Source organism: Nitrincola alkalilacustris (assembly GCF_008973755.1).
GTDB classification, from domain to species: Bacteria; Pseudomonadota; Gammaproteobacteria; order Pseudomonadales; family Balneatricaceae; genus Nitrincola; species Nitrincola alkalilacustris.
In genome coordinates, this window is sequence record NZ_WBOM01000001.1 from 64,479 (window position 1) to 82,757 (window position 18,279).

Here is an 18,279-nt window from a genome sequence, read left to right on the forward strand (position 1 = left end):
GGTATGCTATAAGACCAAGGGATAAGTAGGGTATACCTTGTTCGATTTAAATCTGTTCGAACAACGTGCAGTTACCGGAAACCGTGGGTAGTAAGACAAACTGATTGATACGAATCATGAAGGTAGCGTTTGACTTCCATACATTCGGAAAACTTTCCGCGTAGAATTTCGATTCTGTTTCATATCGTGGCAATGTTGCCACTGGCTGGCTTCGCAGTCGGGCACCTCATCTGGGGAGACCTTTTGCTGGGCCTGATACTGCTGATGGCATTCGTCACAGTGACGCTGTCATTGCGCCAGGAGCTGCGCTTTCGCGACAGTCTGTTGTATCGCCAGTGGTTTGTGCTGGTAGTGTCTGTGGCGATTGTCTATGCCTGCTACTCCGTGGGGCTGCGAGGACTGATCTATACCTTTCCGATGGCATCCGTATTTTTTTTCACCTTCAGGCTTTCCCATGGCCTGATTACCGGCATTATTTTTTCCATCAGTTGCCTGCTGGCAGCTTTGAATGTTGAAGAGCCGTTGCTGGTGGTGCGCTTTTCCGTCGGTATCACCATCTGTATGGTGTTTGCGAGCATTTTTGCCTTTATCGTCGGGCGGCAGAAGGCGGAGCTGGAGCGTCAGGCAGGGCTGGATGAGTTGACCGGTGTGTTGAATCGGCGCCGCCTTCAGGAAACACTCGATACGGCACTGCAGCTCAAACAGCGACATCAGACACCGGCCAGTCTGATTCTGGTAGATCTGGACCATTTCAAATCGATCAATGATACCCATGGACATCTGGTGGGTGATCAGGTGCTGATCGACTTTGCTCGTCTGGTGTCTGGACGGATTAGAAGCTGTGACAAGCTGTTTCGCTTCGGGGGCGAGGAGTTCATGATTCTGCTGCCGGAGACATCTGAGCAGCAGGCGAGTCAGTTGGCTGAATCACTGCGTGAGCGCATCGCGCAGAAAATATTTGGTGGCTCTATTCATCTCACCTGCAGCTTCGGGGTTGCGGAGCTGCAGGCCGATGAAACACTGGAGGCCTGGCTGCAAGCCTGTGACATGGCACTTTACCAGGCCAAAAACAAAGGGCGTAATCGAACTGTCAGGCGATTTCAGGTTACCTCCGATGCACTGGCCTGAATGCTTTCCTGTGTCCGCGTTGAGTGCCCCTGAGCAACCGGCAGCGGGAAAAGCCAGTCATAACTCAGGTTATAGATAAACGCATAGACAACATAGAAGAGCGCAACGCTGATATCCAGAATCAGTGCCTCGATCAGTCCGATCTGCAGATACCAGGCCACAATCGGCAGAAACAGTACCAGTAGCCCTGCCTCAAATGCGAGTGCGTGCAGCACCCGGATGCGCCAGGTCTTGATCACACTGCCGCGGCATCTGATCATGGCATGATCAAACATCAGGTTGTAGGCATAGTTCCAGATGGTGGCCAGAGTGGCGCCAGCAGCCGCGAGGACACCCATCTGCGCCAATTCGTAGCCGAATACCATGCTGGCCAGCGGTGCCAGCATCAGAATACCGACCAGCTCAAACCCCAGCGCATGCCGTATCCTGTCTTTTGTGCTTCTTAAAACCTGACTCATGCTGCAATGCTCCCCATTACGTCGCAATCACTTCAATCCGGTCAATTCTATCTGTTAATATTCAGAGATAAAGTTAGATAGTATCGGAAAAATAGATAGATGAGCTTTACACTGGATCAACTAAAGGTGTTTGTGGCCGCGGCTGAAGCGGGATCCTTCTCCGCCGCAGCGCGTCGGTTGGGAAAGGCGCAGTCGGTTGTCAGTGCCAGTATCGGTAGTTTCGAAATAGATCTGGGCAATCAACTGTTTGACCGTTCGGGGCGTTTTCCGCAACTGACTCCTGCCGGAGAGCGGCTGCTGCTGGAGGCGCGTGTGATTCTGGAGCGCTGCGAGCACTTCAAGGGGATAGCGATCAGTCTGGGCGAGGGGGTAGAGAGTCGTCTGGTTTTGGCGGTGGATGAGCTGTTCTCTTCGGCGCGTCTGGGGGCGCTGCTGGATGAGTTTTCACGCACCTTTCCTCAGGTGGAGCTGGAGTTGCTGTTTCCACTGCTTGAGGATGTCAGCAATATGGTGCTGGAGAAAAGGGTTGATCTCGGCATCATGTGGCGTCAGGAGATATTGCCGACTGAGCTGGGTTTTCATGCACTGGGCTGGGTGCCGATGAAGGTGGTATGTGCTGCACAGCATCCACTGGCCGATCAGCTTGTTGGCTGGGAGGACCTGAAACGCTATCGGCAGTTGATGGTGGCTACCCGACATGACAGCGAGGAGAAGGTGCGTTTGAGGGTCGCCTCTGATGTCTGGTGGGTGGAAAGCCATTGGGTTATCGTGGAGCTGGTACAGCGCAATCTGGGCTGGGCTTTTGTGCCGGCACCTATTGCCGAGGAGGGGTTGCGCTCTGGACGACTGATATCACCCAGACTTGAGTTTGACGATCAGGACTGGCCGGTTGCGCTGGAGCTGGTCTGGCATAAACAGCGTCCACTGGGCAAGGCCGCTGCCTGGCTCAGGCAGCGGTTGATGCAGCAGACGTAAAGGCCTGTCAGTGGTGGTGATGGCCGCCGGGACCATGTGCATGGCCGTGTGCAATCTCATCCTGCGAGGCTTCGCGTACATCGACAATACTGATTTTGAAGGTCAGACTCTTGCCAGCCAGTGGATGGTTGGTATCGACCTGAGCCTGGGAATGCCCGACCTTGACGATAGTAACGTCGCGGTAATCGTTTTCACCTACTTCAAGCAGCGCCGGCATACCAGGGCTCCACTTCTTTGCACCGTGCAGGCGTTTCAACTGTACCTTTTCGATGGCACCTTCCTGGCGCAGGCCATAGGCCTTTTCCGGTGGCAGGGTTACATCGAATTCATCCCCTGCACTGTGGCCTTCGAGCGCTTCAACCAGTCCGGGGAGCAGTCCGGGGCTGCCTTGCAGATAAAGTACCGGCTCCTGCCCGTGAGAGCTGCCCAGCTCTTCGTTTTCGTCCGTCAGGGTGTAGTGGAACTGAACAACGGTGTTTTTCGTGATCTGCATCATATGCCTCATGGTTCTGTTTAAGCGGTTATTATCCTCGGTGAGCACTTAAAGGTCGAGACACGATGCTTAATTGTCTGCATCAGCCCCCTTCTGGTAACGCCCGTGCTTGAGCTTTTCGTACAGTGCCGCGCGCGATATACCCAGCAGGCGTGCCGCTTCTGAACGGTTGCCACGAGTATGGCACAGGGCTTCGTCGATGGCTGCTGCCTCGGCTTCCTGAAGCTGCGTCTTGAGCGGACGGGGTGGCTGTGACGGAGTCGGCATAACAGGCTTTTCCGGTACCTTTTCTACCGGGGGGCGGGGCTTGCTGAGACGTGGTCCCAGCAGATCCTGTATTTTGGTGATATCAATCAGGTTATCGTTCTCGCTGAGAATACAGGCCCGCTCCAGCACGTTATAGAGTTCGCGGACATTGCCGGGCCAGTCATGATGGCACAGCAGGTCGAGTGCACCGCTGGTCAGCTCCTTGGGCAGCAGCCCCAGCCTTCCTGCACACTCATCCAGAATGCGTTCACTGAGCATTTCGATATCGGAGATACGTTCGCGCAGTGGCGGCAGATGGATCGGCATGCCATTCAGGCGATAGTAAAGATCGGCCCGGAATTCGCCTTCATCGACCATTTCGCCGAGATCACGACTGGTTGCCGCGACGATGCGAACATCCGCCTTCTGAACCTTGTTCGAACCTATCCGTTCAAACTCGCGTTCCTGCAGGGCTCGCAGCAGTTTGGCCTGCAGTACCAGAGGCATATCGCCTATCTCATCCAGAAACAGGGTGCCGCCTTCTGCGATTTCGAACTTGCCGGGGCGTCCCTCTTTCTGCGCACCGGTGTAGGCACCGGGGGCGACGCCGAAAAACTCGGCTTCTATCAGGCTTTCCGGAATGGCTGCAACATTGATGGAGATGAAGGGTTTGCCTGAGCGCTCCGACAGGTCGTGCAGGGCATGGGCAAACAGCTCCTTGCCGGTTCCGGTTTCGCCAGTGAGCAGCACTGAGATGTCATAGCGGGCAGCCTGGCGGATCTGATGCTTGATGGTACGTAGCGCTTCACTGCGCCCTGCAATCTGTGACAGCTGGTAGCGCACATTGCGTGTCGGCACCTGGCGGCTGACATCGCGGATCTGACTCTGCAGAACATTGTATTTGGCCAGCAGCGGCTTCATGTGGGAGGCGCTTTCTATGGCAACAAATGCAAAGCCACCGACAATATTGCCCCGTTCATCCTGCAGCGGGATGGCACTGACCACCACCCACTGGCTGCGGATGTAAAGCAGATCCAGAAACACAGGTTTACCGCTGGTGACAACATGGGGCAGGTAGCTGTTGGGGATGATATCGGTGATATGGTGTCCGACCGGCGACATCTCCAGGCCGAGAAAGTCCATGTAGCCATCACTGATCCAGGAGATAACGCCCTGTTGATCCACCGCAATTGCGTATTCATAGAAGGCTTCGAAGGACTCGGCGAGAAAGGTAAGTGCCTTTTTTCTGACCTCATGCAAGGTGCTTTTTGTTATAGGCATGACGATTATCCAGACTGAGGGGGTGTCTGAATATATAGACAACTTCTGTCTGGAATGCCAGACATTAGTGTCTTGAATAATAGACACCTTCTGGCATTGCTAATAAGGCAATACGGTTAAGTTTATGATATATAATGTTTTTTTATTTATGGCACGGTCCCTGCTCTATTAGAAGGAAACAATAAATAAAATACAGGAACATCCTCATGATACGCGCCAACCTTCTTTATGCCTGCTGTTCCAGCACTTTGATCACTTCTGCATCGTGAAATCAACGTAAGCACACAGGAACTCTGGCATGAAAAATTCCAAAAGAGCACTTGTCACCGGCTCCACCAGCGGCATTGGACTGGCAACGGCCCGCGTTCTGGCCAGCCACGGTATTGATATTGTCCTCAATGGCCTGGAGCCTCAGCAGGAAGGTGATGAGCTGGCCCGTGAACTGGCCGGGCAATATGCCGTGAACACTCTTTACTGCCCTGCAGACCTCAGCCGCCCGGAAAAAATCCGCCAGATGATGTCGGATATCGGCCAGGCAGGTGGCATCAATATTCTGGTCAATAATGCAGGTATTCAGTTTACCTCACCCCTTCTGGATTTTCCCGCTGAGAAGTGGGATCAGATCATGGCGGTTAATCTCAGCGCAGCCTTTCATACCACACAACAGGCCCTGCCCATGATGCTGGACGATGGCTGGGGGCGCATTATCAATGTCGCGTCAGTGCATGGACTGGTGGCCTCGGTACATAAGTCGGCTTACTGCGCAGCCAAGCATGGGTTGATTGGTCTGACCAAAGTGGTTGCTTTGGAGCAGGCTGCAAACAATATCACTGCCAACGCCATCTGCCCGGGGTGGACGGATACGCCACTGCTGAACGACCAGTTCAAGGCCTACAGTAAACAGCATGGCGTTACGTTTGATGAGGCCAAACTGGGCCTTATTCAGAGCAAGGCGCCTTATCCAAGGCTCGTTGCGCCCAGTGAAATAGGCGAACTGGCTTATTTTTTGTGCACGGATGCTGCCCGGGCTATCACCGGAACATCCATGCCGATTGATGGTGCCTGGACGGCACACTGAGAATTGAAAGGGAGGTAAAAGAAAATGCTGGAAATGGGAGTGTCTGTTTTTTTGTTCTCCCTCATTGGACAAAGAATCAGACTATTTCTACCTTGACATACGATACGTAAGGAAATAATGTTGGGGAGCTTTTTCTGGCTAATTGGTAATACCAATTTGGTTGGGGTTGGAAAACATGACCTGAGCCATTTTAACTAAGCAGAATGTAATCTATCTGGTGCTTGATCGCTCAGTGGTTGCAGGTAAAACAAAAATAAGAGGAAGAACTTGATGAAACATGCTCTGAAAGCGGTGGCACTGTCCACCACGCTGGTAGTCTCTACAGCAGCTATGGCCGATTTTGACCGTGTCCGTTGGCAGGTCCCCATGTCCTTCTCCTCCACCTTGACAGCACTGGGCGACACTATGCCAGAAGTGTCCAGAATGCTGGATCAGATGAGTGGTGGCAGAGTCACGCTTCAGGTTTTCGAACCAGGTGCGCTGGTGCCAGCCCTCAGTATTTTTGAAAACGTCAGTTCTGGAAATATCCCGGCTGGTTACTCTTGGATGGGCTACGAGTGGGGACAGCTACCTGTCTCTGCACTTTTCGGGGCGACGCCTTTTGGTCTTGAGTCTCAGGAGTTTCTGGCATGGATGTACTTCCATGGTGGTGATGAACTGCTGAAAGAAGCCTTTGCACCGCATAACGTTTATCCGATACTTTGCGGCACTATCAGTCCTGAGGCTGCTGGCTGGTTCCGTGAAGAGATTAATTCTGTTGATCAATTGAGTGGCTTGAAATTCCGGGCAGCGGGTGTCGGTGGCGAGATCATGGCCGAGTTCGGCATGTCTGTTACCATGCTGCCGGGTGGTGAGCTGTATCAGGCACTTGAAACCGGTGTTCTGGATGGTACCGAGTTCTCTCTGCCAACCGTTGATGAGCAGTTGGGTTTCTATCAGGTTGCAAAATATTACTATCTGCCAGGCTGGCATCAGCCATCCACCAACCAGTTCCTCTATGTGAACATGGATGAGTGGAACAAGCTGAATGATCAGACTAAAGGCTTGATCGAAAATACCTGTATGGCTGGCAACGCTTATGCCTTGGCACGTGCCGAAGCACTTCAGGGTGCCGTTTTGAAGCGCTTTGCTGAAAAAGGCGTGAACATGCGCCAGTACAATGACGAAATTCTCGCAGCTTTCGAAGAAGCTACTGATCGTGTCATGGCGCGTCGTTCAGAAACTGACCCGATGTTTGCCAAGGTCTACAGCTCAATGAAAGAGTTTCAGGCTGAGCATAGCTCATGGAAGCATCTGGGTTACTTGCCGCGTGACTGGGGTGTGGATAAAGACTAATACTTTATCGACTTCCTTGTAAGCGAGGTGGAATTTTTCCATGGCTGAATACAAACTTGATTTGCAGAAAATCGAGGAGGCGGTCGCTCACAAAGCGGCCGCCGTTACTTACCCTCGTACTCTTATCTCAGATCTGCTGGAGGGGATTGTTGACTTCTTTGGCAAGGTCTTCTCCTGGCTCTGGATAGCACTGATGCTGCTGGTAGTCAGCAATGTCATCATGCGCTATGTTCTGGGTACCAACTTCATCGCTCTTGAAGAGCTTCAGTGGCACCTCTATGCCGCTGGTTTCATGATCGGTTTATCCTACTGTTTTGTGCATGATGGCCATGTTCGGGTGGATGTTCTGGCTGAGCACCTGGCACTGCGTAAGCGTGCGGTGATCGAAATCCTTGGCATCCTGATCCTGTTCCTGCCTTTTTGTTATCTGATTCTGACCTATGCCTATCCCTTTGTGGAGCGCTCATACCGGATCAATGAGGTTTCAGCGGCTCCGGGTGGACTACCCATGCGCTGGATTATCAAGTCCGTGATTCTGGTTGCCTTCGGGTTGTTGATGATGGCGGGTGTGGCACGTCTGTTGCGGGCGCTGTCCCTGTTGACCGGGTTCCCCCGGGCACGGCGATTGCCTTGATGTCATTGCACACAAGAGTGTAGAAGGGGAAGCCTGTGTTTGAAGTGAATGAATATATTGTCATTGCCATGCTCAGCAGTTTTATTCTGCTGATTTTTACCGGTTATCCGGTAGCATGGATTCTGGCCGGCATATCCGTGCTGTTCAGTGTTGGCTCGATACTGGCCTATCAGTATTTTGATGTGGATACCTATTTTCTGACCGACTGGCGCATCTTTGGTGTGATGGTCCAGCGCATTTTTGCGCAGATGAGTAACTGGGTACTGGTAGCCTTGCCCATGTTCATATTCATGGGGCTGATGCTGGAGCGATCGGGTGTAGCAGAGCGGTTGATGAATAACTTCGTTAATCTGTTCGGCCGTTTCCGTGGCGGTCTGGGTGTTGCGGTCATCACCATCGGTATTCTGCTGGCAGCGTCTACCGGTATTGTTGGTGCCTCTGTCGTGTTGCTGGCGATGCTGTCAATTCCGGCCATGCTGGAGCAGAAGTATTCACCGGCATTTGCCAGCGGTATCGTGGCTTCGGCCGGTACCCTGGGGATTCTGATTCCACCCAGCATCATGCTGATCATCATGGCCGATCAGTTGTCACTGGCCGTAGGCGATCTGTTCATGGGTGCGCTGATCCCCGGTGTCATGCTGGGCCTGATGTATATCGCTTATGTGATCATCGTGTCGATCTTTGTGCCCGGTATGTCCAAACCTCGGGATGATCTGCCGCCTATCACCTGGTCGATGATTGCTGCAACGCTCTGGGCGGTGGTGCCACCACTGGGACTGATTCTCGCTGTATTGGGAACCATCTTCCTCGGCATTGCCACACCGACTGAGGCCGCGGGTGTTGGCGCACTGGGTGCGACCCTTCTGGCCTGGATGAATGGCAAACTCAATTATGAAGTGTTGAAGGATGTCAGCCGCAAGACAACCCTGACAACTGCATTTGTATTCGGGATTTTCCTGGGTGCAACTGCGTTTGCCGTGGTGATGCGCTCACTCGGTGGAGATGAGTTCATCGGTGGTCTGCTGAAAGGTATTCCATTGTCGCCTGAAGGGATAGTCGTGGTGATTCTGCTGATCACCTTTGTGGCAGGGTTTTTCCTCGACTGGCTGGAAATCAGCCTGATACTCTTGCCATTGGTGGGTCCTGTTGTGGCTGCACTGGGCTTCGATCTTACCTGGTTCGTTGTGCTCTTTGCGCTGGCGCTACAGACATCCTTCCTGACCCCTCCGGTTGGTTTCTCGCTCTTCTACCTGAAGGGTGTAGTGCCGCCACAGATCAAGACAACGGACATCTACAAGGGTGTTATTCCGTTCATCATGATCCAGTTGCTGGCGGTGACGCTGGTGTTCTACTGGAAGGATCTTGTGCTCTGGTTACCGGGTGTGCGTTACGGTTGATTGAGCTTTGATCTTTATAATTGGATAACCGCAGTAGCAGGGATGCATGCTGCGGTGACAGGACGTTTCCGGCTGCCGCCCCTCGGCAGTACGATGTTTGCTGTCTGCAATGAGTGCGCGGCAATCATGCAATCTCAAATATAATCATAAGAAGAGTTGCGATGATTACGAATCTTAGCTTTCGTGCCAAGCTTATTATTCTGTTGGCATCTGTGATCACTGGCTTCTTGCTCCTGGCTGGTGTGGCATTCAATGGCCTGCAAACCCAGGCAACAGCCAACTACCAGCTGCAGCAGTTATCCGGTATCAAATCCAATATCGACGCGCTGGCGCTTTCCATGCTCGAAACGTCCGATCATTTGAGACAGGTGACGGATGCGACCTACCCCGAGTTTACCCGTAGCTTGCAACAGAGCCGCAATACCTTCAGCGCACAGCTGCTCAGGGATGCCGAGCTGGCAACTGAAACGGGTGCCGTTCAGGCACTGCAGACGACCAGTCAACTGCTGGTGCGATACTTTGATGCACTGGAGCAGGTGGCGGCAGTTCAGGCGCAGGTGGGTTTTGATGCCGGCTCAGGTCAGAAGGGTCAGGTGGCTGCGTCAGGCGAGTCGGTACTGGAGCAGGTGTCCTTCCTTTCAGTGATTCAGCAGGCTTTTCTCAGCGTCAGAGACGCTGAGCGCCAATACATATTTGCAGCCAGTGCCGATAACCTGGCGCTGTTTCAGCAACAGTATGATGGTTTCATGGAACGTGTGTCTGCTCTCGGTGGGCTTGAAGAGCGCTTTGGCAGCGTCATAGAGGACTATCGCGAAGAGGTGGCCAGATTCACCCAGATGCATACCGGTCTGGTGCAGGTACAGGAAACACTGAGGGAGGTAAGGGTAGCGTTCAACCAAAACCACCAACAGACTTCGGCCCTGCTGACCAGCCTGGTGTCTCAGGCTCAGGAGAATGCCCAGCGCAGCTCTGGTCAGGCGATTTTCACCCTGGCACTGGTCAGTCTCATCGTGGCTGTCGGTGTGATCGTTATGTTGCTGCTGATCGGCTACAGCGTTAAAAGAACCCTGTCAGACACGATCAGTGATCTGGGCAAAGTAAGGGATGGTGACCTCACCGTCAGACTGGCCGTCAACAATAAGCGAAATGATGAATTTGATGCCTTGTGTCATTCGGTAAATGAAATGTCGGATGGGCTGGGTGCGGTGATCGGGGATGTTGTCACCATCAGCGCCGCAGTTGATCAAAGGGTCTCCGAACTGAACAGTGAGCTGGATAACATTGCTGGCAGCAACCGTTCGCTCAGCCAGCAGACAAACTCACTGGCAGCATCCACAGAGGAGATCTCCGCTACTATCTCCACTATTTCTGACACGACAGCCGAGCTGAGTGGGCAGTCCAGAAACACTTTTGAGTCAGCCAAATCCGGTATGGGTATCCTCAGGCAGTTGCTGAGCAATCTGAATGAGTCCAATCGGATGGTGAATCAGACTGGTGAGCAACTCAATGCTCTGGGGCAGTTGTCACTGGATATTGATAATGTGATCGGGATGATCAATGATCTGGCAAACCAGACCAACCTGCTGGCGCTGAACGCAGCGATTGAAGCCGCTCGGGCAGGAGATGCCGGTCGCGGTTTCTCGGTGGTGGCGGATGAGGTACGTTCGCTGGCAGAGCGCACCGTTGATGCAACATCGCGCATTACAGATATAGTCAATTCGATACAAGGCTCGACCAGCAGTACCATTTCTCTGATGCAATCCAGCCAGGAAAAGCTCGGTGCGATAGAGCAACTGGGTAGTCAGGCGGAACAGGCGATGAGTGAAATAGAAGCAAATGCGAGTACAGGGTCTGCATCGTCGGCAGAGATGGCCCATGCGGTGCAGGAGGTGGCCAAGACCGCTTTGCATATGAGTCAGGAGATGGATTTTATCGCTCAACAACTGCGCAGTGATACAGAGTCCATAGAGACCATCTCCGGAAATAGCCGCAGGATTCATGAGATGGCTGCTGACCTGAGCCACAAATCATCGCGCTTTCGGGTTGCCTGAAGTTTAATCATCTGCTGTCGAAGATTCCCTTGCACAAGGGTGGGAATATTTGGGTATACTATTTGCCTGATTGTTACTGGCCTGTAACCCGATAACGGAGTGGCAATGGTTACCAAGGAAACGCAGCAGGACTCAATGAGTCAAGGTTTACCGGTGTTGATGGCGCGTCAGCCGATTTTCACCAAAAGTCAGGATGTCGCGGCCTTCGAACTGCTGTTTCGCGATGAGCAGGGCAACTTTGTACAAGGGCTGAAAGACGATGAAGTCACCCTTGAGGTACTGCTCAGCAGCTATGCGGGTATCTCGGTGGATGGGGATATTCAGAATCTGCCATTTTTCCTGAAGGTAACGGATAAAATTCTGCTGGGGGATCAGTTGCCTGATCTGCCACGCCAGAGCTTTGTGCTGGAGCTGCTGGGGCATTCCGAGATCACCCCAGCCTTGATTGAAAAGCTCAAAGAGCTGGCCAAGAAGGGGTTTCGTCTTGCTCTGGCGGACTATGACCCCTCTGATGCACGCTTTGAACCTCTGCTTAATATCATCCATGTACTGAAACTGGATATCCAGTTGCTGGGTCTGGATCGACTGCCGACACTGCTGCAGAAACTGCGACCCTATCAGCTGGAACTGTTGGCAGACAAAGTGGAGACACAGGATGAGTTCCGTCAGTGTCTGGAGATGGGTTTCGCGCTCTATATGGGCTATTTTCTCAGTCGTCCGAAGCTGATTCGTGGCAAGAAACTGTCCGGCAACAAGGTTGTGCTGATCCAGTTGCTGGCAGAATTGCAAAAAACCAGTGCCACGGCTGCGTCGGTTGAAGAGATCGCTCTGAAAGATCCCGCCCTGACCTATAAGATTCTGCGCGTTGTCAATTCGGCGGCGTTTAACCTTCGTCGCGAGATCAGCTCTCTGTCGCATGCCATCGCGATGTTGGGTATGGAGCAGATCAAGCGCTGGGTGATGCTGTTTCTGGCCAAGAGCGATGAAGGCAAGCCGGATGAGCTGACACGTAACATGCTGGTCAGAGGCAGGATGTGTGAACTGCTGGCCGAGATGACCGGCAGAGCGGAGCCGATGAACTACTTCATCACCGGCCTGCTGTCGCAGCTGGATGTGATGATGGATATGCCGATGGATGACCTGATGCAGCAGGTGCCCCTGCTGGCAGAAATCAAGGAAGCCCTGCTCAAACGCGAGGGGGCGCTCGGTGAGGTTCTGACCGAAGTCGAGACCTATGAGCGTGGTGACTTCGGTTCACTGAAGAAGATGCTGGAGCTTCCCTACTATGAGGTGGCTTATCGCCACAGCCTGAACTGGTCACAGTCGATCATGCAGGCGCTGCAGGATTCCGGTAAGCGCTGAACAGTTGAGTTCGCACATGAAGCACCCAGCATAAAAAAGGGGCTCGGTTTAGACCGGCCCCTTTTTTTTACACTTTGATCATGACACTTGCCTGCGTGACCTGGTTGATCACTTCAACGATCAGTCAAGCTGACTCAGATCCCTGACAGCACCTGTATCGGCAGATGTCACCAGCTTTGCATAGGCCTTCAGAGCCGCGGATACCTTGCGTGGTCGCTCTTTGGCTGGTTTCCAGCCAAGTGCATCACGTTCGGCACGGCGCTTGGCCAGCTCCTCATCAGACAGCAACACATTGATGCTGCGGTTCGGAATGTCGATACGGATGATGTCGCCATCCTGAATCAGGCCTATCGCACCACCGGCAGCAGCTTCAGGGGAGGCGTGGCCGATTGACAGGCCAGATGTGCCACCGGAGAAGCGACCATCGGTGAGTAGCGCACAGTGTTTACCCAGACCTTTGGACTTGAGATAGGAGGTCGGGTAAAGCATCTCCTGCATGCCTGGGCCACCTTTGGGGCCTTCGTAACGCACGATCACGACGTCGCCGGGCTTGACCTTGTCTTCCAGAATGTTCTGTACCGCTTCATCCTGAGATTCTGTGATATGCGCAGGACCTTCAAAGACATGGATCGACTCATCCACACCTGCCGTTTTCAGAACGCAGCCATCCTCCGCAATGTTACCGTAGAGTACGGCCAGACCACCCTCTTGAGAGAAGGCATTTTCATAGTTGCGGATACAGCCGGCAGCGCGATCACCATCCAGTGATGTCCAGCGTGTAGACTGACTGAATGCGGTCTGAGTTGGAATGCCGGCAGGACCTGCCTTGTAGAACTCCTTCACCTCAGGTGTCGGATTACGCATGATGTCCCAGGTTTCCAGGGCTTCGGCCATGCTGCTGCTGTGAACAGTCGGTAGATCACTGTGCAACTTTCCGGCACGATCCAGTTCACCGAGTATGCCGAAAATGCCGCCGGCACGATGGACATCCTCAATATGGTATTTCTGCGTGTTGGGTGCCACTTTACATAGCTGGGGTACATTGCGGGACAGGCGATCTATGTCACGCAATGTAAAGTCAATCTCGCCCTCCTGGGCCATTGCCAGCAGGTGCAGAATGGTATTGGTCGATCCACCCATGGCGATATCCAGGGTGATGGCGTTCTCGAAGGCTTTTACATTCGCAATGGAACGTGGCAGCACGGATGCATCATCCTGCTCATAATAGCGCTTGGCCAGCTCAACGATACGATGGCCGGCTTCTTCAAACAGGCGGCGGCGGTCGCTGTGGGTCGCCAGCGTTGTGCCGTTACCTGGCAGTGACAGACCCAGCGCTTCGGTCAGACAGTTCATCGAGTTGGCGGTGAACATGCCGGAGCAGGAGCCGCAGGTCGGGCAGGCGGAGCGCTCATACTCAGCAACGACTTCATCCGAGACAGAGTCATCCGCTGCGATCACCATCGCGTCAACCAGATCCAGCTTGTGTTCAGACAGCTTGGTTTTGCCGGCTTCCATCGGGCCGCCGGACACAAAAATCACTGGAATATTCAGGCGCAGTGCAGCCATCAGCATTCCCGGTGTGATCTTGTCACAGTTGGAGATGCAAACCAGGGCATCCGCGCAGTGAGCATTGACCATGTACTCGACCGAATCAGCAATGATGTCACGTGAGGGCAGCGAGTAGAGCATGCCATCATGACCCATGGCGATACCATCATCCACAGCAATGGTGTTGAACTCTTTCGCGACGCCGCCTGCTTTTTCGATCTCGCGTGCGACCAGCTGTCCCATATCTTTCAGGTGGACATGGCCCGGTACAAACTGCGTAAAGGAGTTGGCAACTGCGACGATGGGTTTGTGAAAGTCATCATCTTTCATACCAGTGGCGCGCCAGAGTGCGCGGGCACCGGCCATATTGCGACCGGCGGTGGATGTGCGGGAACGATACTCAGGCATTGAGGCTGTCCTTCGGTTACATATTCATCAATGGGTCGAGTATATCAGCACATGCCCACCGCCGAGTACCCTTCAAACTGAGTTTAATCGACTACACTTATGCAACTGAATAATATGAAAGCAGAATAACAATAATGATCAAATGCCCCAGTTAGGAGGTTGTATGAAGATAGGAGTACCTGCCGAAATCAAGACGCATGAATATCGAGTCGGCATGACACCGGTCGGCGTCAGAGAGTTGTGTATGCAGGGTCATGAGGTGTTGATTCAACAGGGTGCGGGTCTGGGGGCCGGGTTTTCCGATGAGGATTATGTAGCAGCGGGTGCCACGCTGGAGGAAAGCGCCGAAGCGCTGTTCAAAAGTGTCGAGATGGTGGTCAAGGTCAAGGAGCCCCAGTTGCATGAGTGTGGCTGGCTGAGCAGGGGGCAGGTTCTGTTTACCTATCTGCATCTGGCCGCTGACAGGCCGCAGACAGATGCACTGCTTGCCAGTGGTTGTACCGCCATAGCTTATGAAACGATCACCGATGCTCAGGGGCAGCTGCCACTGCTGGCACCGATGAGCGAGGTGGCTGGGCGCATGTCCGTACAGGCAGGTGCCCACTGCCTTGAAAAGGCTCAGCAGGGGCGAGGGGTTTTGTTGTCGGGGGTTCCCGGTGTTGAGTCTGGGCAGGTGCTGATCATCGGTGGCGGTGTGGTAGGGCAGAGTGCTGCCAGGGTTGCGCTGGGAATGGGCGCACGCGTGGCGATCATGGATCGCTCAATTGCCAGGTTGCGTCAACTGGATGATATTTTCGGTGGTCAGGTCGAGACACTTTTTTCCTCCCGCCAGTTGATCGAGGCCAGAATCAGTTCGGCAGATATGGTGATCGGTGCGGTGCTTCTGCCGGGCGCGGCAGCGCCGAAACTGATCACACGCGAGATGCTGGATCTGATGCAGCCGGGAGCGGTGCTGGTGGATGTCGCGATAGATCAGGGTGGATGCTTTGAGACCAGCCGTCCGACCACCCATGCGGACCCGACTTTTATTGTTGATGGTATCGTGCACTATTGTGTGGCAAATATGCCGGGTGCCGTTGCGCGCACTTCCACGCAGGCTTTGACCAACGCGACGCTTCCCTATGTGTTGCATCTGGCTCAACTGGGCTGGCAGGCAGCGCTGCGCAGTAATAAGGGGTTTGCGCCGGGGCTCAATGTGCATGACGGTGAGCTGTACTGTCAGGGCGTGGCTGAGGCTTTTGATCTTTCATTGGGAGACCTGCCGGCGTTGCTGCAAGGGCATTAAGGCCAGAGCATTGCAAGGCTGCAGGTGTGTCTATTCACTTTCTGGATCTGGACAGGGGTAGTAGAATGCTTCGTTTGAAACACCCTGTCCCTGATTGTTCAGAACCGGTTAATCTGGTACACGCTAGACTCAGGGCATATATTCTTCATTTCATCTTTGATCGACTTCCGCCAGCCAGACGCAGTGGAAGTGGAGGAGTCCTGATGTTGGTTAAACGTTTTGCGTTATGCTGGCGAAAAGTGGCCATCACCTGCTTGGCCTTGCTTGGTCTGTCGCTGTCTGCTCCAGCCCTCTCTCAGGAAGCCGATGTGATCGACCTCAAACGCGCTGCCGAGATCGCCCTTGAAACGTATGGTGGCCAGATCCTCAAGGCCGAAGAGGTTGAAGAGGAAGGCCAGCAACTTTTCCATATTCGTTTAGTGAACGAAGGACGTGTCAGGGATGTCAAGATAGAAGCAGATACCGGGCGCGTTGTGACGCCCTGATGTTAAGGAGTAAGTGATGAAGCTGCTGGTTGTTGAGGACGATCCGGATCTGCGCAGGCAACTGTCGGTTATCCTGTCCCAGAAGGGGTACACGGTTGAGGAGTGTGCGGACGGCAAGGAGGCGGTTTACCTGGGGTGTGAGTATGAGTTTGATATTGCCATCGTCGATCTCGGGCTGCCGGAGATGTCAGGACTGGATGTGATCAAACAGTGGCGTGCGGATCAGCGGCGCTTTCCCATTCTGATACTGACAGCGCGGGGCAACTGGCAGGATAAGGTCGAAGGACTGGAGGCGGGTGCCGATGACTATCTGGTAAAACCCTTTCAGCCAGAAGAGTTGATTGCACGCTTGAATGCACTGATTCGTCGTTCGGCCGGGCATGCCCAGCCACAATTACAATTTGGCCCCCTGAAGCTGGATACCACTGCTCGACTGCTGTATCTGTCGGATGAAGAGGTGAGGCTGACCAGTTATGAGTACCGCACCATCGAATATCTGATGATGAATGCCGGTAAAACCATTTCCAAAACAGAACTGACGGAGCACCTCTATCATCAGGATTTTGATCGTGACAGCAACGTGCTTGAGGTGTTTATTCGCCGACTGCGGCAGAAGCTGGACCCCGATCAGACACTGCAGCCGATCCTGACCGTCAGAGGGCTGGGTTACCGTATCAACCCGGAACTGGGTACCGGAGTCTGATTTGCTGCAGCGGCTGGTTCCTCGCTCGTTAAAGGCCCGTCTGCTCTGGGGTTCATTCATACTGCTGCCACTGGTGGTGGTATTTGCGGTGATTGCCCTTCAGAGAGCTTTCTATGAAAGCCTGGTGGCTTCTGAGGAGTCCCAGGCCCAGTTGCAAGTGTATCTGTTACTGGGATCTGCTGAGCTGAATAATGGTGAGCTACGCTTGCCTGATCTCCCCTCTGAATCGCGCTTTCGCCAGACGGACTCGGGCGTGTATGGATTTATCCACAGCCAGGATGCCCTGCTCTGGCGCTCTCCCTCCAGCTATCTTCTGTCGGACTCTCTTGTTGAGCATCTGCCCGAGCAGCAACTGCAGCCGGGTGATATCTGGTTTGAACACTACTGGCAGGAGGGGCATTTTCTGCTGCAATACCCGGTTGTCTGGGAGGCTGATGGACGTGATCGCCACTTCATGGTGTCGGTCCTGCGCTCAGATACCGCAGTTAAGAAGCAGATGAATGCTTTCAAGACCCAGCTCTGGGGCTGGCTCAGTGTTGTTTTCATCCTGGCTCTTCTGGTGCAGTATCTGATCATGCGTTGGGGGCTGCAACCGCTGGATCGGCTGGCCAGGGATCTGCAACGTATCGAGCAGGGCAGCGCGGATTTTCTTGAGGGCGATTATCCGCTTGAAGTACAGACAGTGACCGATAATCTCAACCGTCTGATCCAGAGTGAAAGACAGCAGCGTGAGCGCTATCGCAATACACTGGGTGATCTGGCCCACAGCCTGAAAACGCCTCTGGCCGTTATCATGGGCGCCAGAAATGAAGAGTTGAACGAGGATGAGTACCAGCATCTGATCGATGATCAGGTGCAGCGCATGGATCAGATAGTGCAGTATCAATTGACGCGTGCGGTGAAGTCAGCGCATCAGGTACTGGCCAGGCCTGTACCACTGGAGCCGGTTGCGCATCGTATGGCAGCAGCGCTGCAGAAGGTGTATGCCGAAAAAGGGATAAGGCATGAGTTGCTGATCGATCCTGAGGCTCATTTTCATGGTGATGAGCGGGATCTTATGGAGCTGCTTGGAACCTTGATGGAAAACGCCTTCAAGTATGGGCGCAGTCAGGTCAGGGTCAGTGCACTCATTCGTGAGGCGGAGTTGCAGATCGATATCGAGGATGATGGCCCTGGCGTTTCGCCGGAGCAGCGGCAGATGATACTGAAACGAGGCGCACGGCTGGACTCGTCCGCACCAGGACAGGGCATCGGACTGTCTATTGCTGTGGATATTCTCAGCAGTTACGACGGTGCGCTGGAGGTGTCTCACTCTGAACTGGGTGGGGCGGCCTTCCGGGCATCCCTGCCCGGTGGTGCGCACCCCCGAGAGCCATGACGGCATCTCACACATCCACTGCACGGCTCATGAT

Annotated in this window: 16 protein-coding genes; 12 read left to right on the plus strand and 4 right to left on the minus strand. The window is 53.8% G+C overall.

Annotated elements, in window-relative coordinates; translation table 11 throughout:
• Nucleotides 1-129 precede the first annotated feature (129 nt).
• Nucleotides 130-1,128: a GGDEF domain-containing protein gene (locus F7R27_RS00330; RefSeq protein ID WP_151702235.1), complete on the plus strand. Its 999-nt coding sequence runs from the start codon at nt 130-132 to the stop codon at nt 1,126-1,128.
• Here F7R27_RS00330 and F7R27_RS00335 read toward each other — a convergent pair.
• Nucleotides 1,101-1,586, minus strand: a complete 486-nt coding sequence (locus F7R27_RS00335; protein WP_151702236.1) for a PACE efflux transporter — start codon at nt 1,584-1,586, stop codon at nt 1,101-1,103. The genes F7R27_RS00330 and F7R27_RS00335 overlap by 28 nt on opposite strands.
• 99 nt (nt 1,587-1,685) lie before the next feature.
• Between F7R27_RS00335 and F7R27_RS00340 the strand changes: the two genes are divergently transcribed.
• Entirely contained in the window at nt 1,686-2,561 is an 876-nt protein-coding gene (locus tag F7R27_RS00340; protein WP_151702237.1) for a LysR family transcriptional regulator, read from the plus strand.
• 7 nt (nt 2,562-2,568) lie between these two features.
• Here the strand turns inward: F7R27_RS00340 and F7R27_RS00345 are convergent, their stop codons facing one another.
• Both F7R27_RS00345 and F7R27_RS00350 read right to left on the minus strand, forming a co-directional pair.
• A complete protein-coding gene (locus tag F7R27_RS00345; protein ID WP_151702238.1) occupies nt 2,569-3,054 on the minus strand; it encodes an FKBP-type peptidyl-prolyl cis-trans isomerase in 486 nt (161 codons plus the stop codon).
• Nucleotides 3,055-3,123: 69 nt separating this feature from the next.
• Complete coding sequence (locus F7R27_RS00350) at nt 3,124-4,581, minus strand: sigma-54 interaction domain-containing protein (protein WP_151702239.1); 1,458 nt, start codon at nt 4,579-4,581, stop codon at nt 3,124-3,126.
• A 298-nt stretch (nt 4,582-4,879) separates the two neighbouring features.
• Here F7R27_RS00350 and F7R27_RS00355 point away from each other — a divergent pair, with 298 nt between their 5' ends.
• The 6 genes from F7R27_RS00355 (at nt 4,880) to F7R27_RS00380 (ending at nt 12,438) form a co-directional block, all read left to right on the plus strand.
• Nucleotides 4,880-5,659, plus strand: a complete 780-nt coding sequence (locus tag F7R27_RS00355) for a 3-hydroxybutyrate dehydrogenase (protein WP_151702240.1) — start codon at nt 4,880-4,882, stop codon at nt 5,657-5,659.
• Between the two features lie 270 nt (nt 5,660-5,929).
• Entirely contained in the window at nt 5,930-6,994 is a 1,065-nt protein-coding gene (locus F7R27_RS00360; RefSeq protein ID WP_151702241.1) for a TRAP transporter substrate-binding protein, read from the plus strand.
• 40 nt (nt 6,995-7,034) lie between these two features.
• The gene (locus F7R27_RS00365; protein WP_151702242.1) at nt 7,035-7,628 is read left to right on the plus strand and encodes a TRAP transporter small permease subunit; all 594 of its coding nucleotides are present in this window, start codon (nt 7,035-7,037) and stop codon (nt 7,626-7,628) included.
• Between the two features lie 35 nt (nt 7,629-7,663).
• Nucleotides 7,664-9,025, plus strand: coding sequence for a TRAP transporter large permease (locus F7R27_RS00370; RefSeq protein ID WP_240776152.1), 1,362 nt, complete (start codon nt 7,664-7,666; stop codon nt 9,023-9,025).
• A gap of 161 nt (nt 9,026-9,186) precedes the next feature.
• On the plus strand, nt 9,187-11,076 hold the full coding sequence (locus F7R27_RS00375) for a methyl-accepting chemotaxis protein (RefSeq protein WP_151702243.1): 1,890 nt from the start codon (nt 9,187-9,189) through the stop codon (nt 11,074-11,076).
• 135 nt (nt 11,077-11,211) lie between these two features.
• Nucleotides 11,212-12,438, plus strand: coding sequence for an EAL and HDOD domain-containing protein (locus F7R27_RS00380; RefSeq protein WP_240776153.1), 1,227 nt, complete (start codon nt 11,212-11,214; stop codon nt 12,436-12,438).
• Between the two features lie 120 nt (nt 12,439-12,558).
• Here the strand turns inward: F7R27_RS00380 and ilvD are convergent, their stop codons facing one another.
• The gene (ilvD, locus tag F7R27_RS00385) at nt 12,559-14,394 is read right to left on the minus strand and encodes a dihydroxy-acid dehydratase (RefSeq protein WP_151702245.1); all 1,836 of its coding nucleotides are present in this window, start codon (nt 14,392-14,394) and stop codon (nt 12,559-12,561) included.
• A gap of 163 nt (nt 14,395-14,557) precedes the next feature.
• On the opposite strand from ilvD, the gene ald reads away from it, so the two are divergent.
• From ald to F7R27_RS00405, 4 genes are all read left to right on the plus strand, one after another.
• Complete coding sequence (ald, locus tag F7R27_RS00390; RefSeq protein ID WP_151702246.1) at nt 14,558-15,679, plus strand: alanine dehydrogenase; 1,122 nt, start codon at nt 14,558-14,560, stop codon at nt 15,677-15,679.
• A 203-nt stretch (nt 15,680-15,882) separates the two neighbouring features.
• Nucleotides 15,883-16,164, plus strand: a complete 282-nt coding sequence (locus F7R27_RS00395) for a PepSY domain-containing protein (protein ID WP_168927389.1) — start codon at nt 15,883-15,885, stop codon at nt 16,162-16,164.
• Nucleotides 16,165-16,180: 16 nt separating this feature from the next.
• Complete coding sequence (locus tag F7R27_RS00400; protein ID WP_151702248.1) at nt 16,181-16,867, plus strand: response regulator transcription factor; 687 nt, start codon at nt 16,181-16,183, stop codon at nt 16,865-16,867.
• 1 nt (nt 16,868) lies between these two features.
• Nucleotides 16,869-18,245 carry an ATP-binding protein gene (locus F7R27_RS00405; protein WP_151702249.1) on the plus strand — a complete coding sequence of 459 codons (1,377 nt, stop codon included), beginning with the start codon at nt 16,869-16,871 and terminating at the stop codon, nt 18,243-18,245.
• The last annotated feature ends 34 nt before the right edge of the window (nt 18,246-18,279 follow it).

What these genes read in the sequence shown, in the direction of transcription:
- F7R27_RS00335 (WP_151702236.1), bottom strand. Translation starts at nt 1,586, where the DNA reads ATGAGTCAGGTTTTAAGAAGCACAAAAGACAGGATACGGCATGCGCTG.
- F7R27_RS00340 (WP_151702237.1), top strand. Translation starts at nt 1,686, where the DNA reads ATGAGCTTTACACTGGATCAACTAAAGGTGTTTGTGGCCGCGGCTGAA.
- F7R27_RS00345 (WP_151702238.1), bottom strand. Translation starts at nt 3,054, where the DNA reads ATGCAGATCACGAAAAACACCGTTGTTCAGTTCCACTACACCCTGACG.
- F7R27_RS00350 (WP_151702239.1), bottom strand. Translation starts at nt 4,581, where the DNA reads ATGCCTATAACAAAAAGCACCTTGCATGAGGTCAGAAAAAAGGCACTT.
- F7R27_RS00355 (WP_151702240.1), top strand. Translation starts at nt 4,880, where the DNA reads ATGAAAAATTCCAAAAGAGCACTTGTCACCGGCTCCACCAGCGGCATT.
- F7R27_RS00360 (WP_151702241.1), top strand. Translation starts at nt 5,930, where the DNA reads ATGAAACATGCTCTGAAAGCGGTGGCACTGTCCACCACGCTGGTAGTC.
- F7R27_RS00365 (WP_151702242.1), top strand. Translation starts at nt 7,035, where the DNA reads ATGGCTGAATACAAACTTGATTTGCAGAAAATCGAGGAGGCGGTCGCT.
- F7R27_RS00375 (WP_151702243.1), top strand. Translation starts at nt 9,187, where the DNA reads ATGATTACGAATCTTAGCTTTCGTGCCAAGCTTATTATTCTGTTGGCA.
- F7R27_RS00380 (WP_240776153.1), top strand. Translation starts at nt 11,212, where the DNA reads ATGAGTCAAGGTTTACCGGTGTTGATGGCGCGTCAGCCGATTTTCACC.
- ilvD (WP_151702245.1), bottom strand. Translation starts at nt 14,394, where the DNA reads ATGCCTGAGTATCGTTCCCGCACATCCACCGCCGGTCGCAATATGGCC.
- ald (WP_151702246.1), top strand. Translation starts at nt 14,558, where the DNA reads ATGAAGATAGGAGTACCTGCCGAAATCAAGACGCATGAATATCGAGTC.
- F7R27_RS00395 (WP_168927389.1), top strand. Translation starts at nt 15,883, where the DNA reads ATGTTGGTTAAACGTTTTGCGTTATGCTGGCGAAAAGTGGCCATCACC.
- F7R27_RS00400 (WP_151702248.1), top strand. Translation starts at nt 16,181, where the DNA reads ATGAAGCTGCTGGTTGTTGAGGACGATCCGGATCTGCGCAGGCAACTG.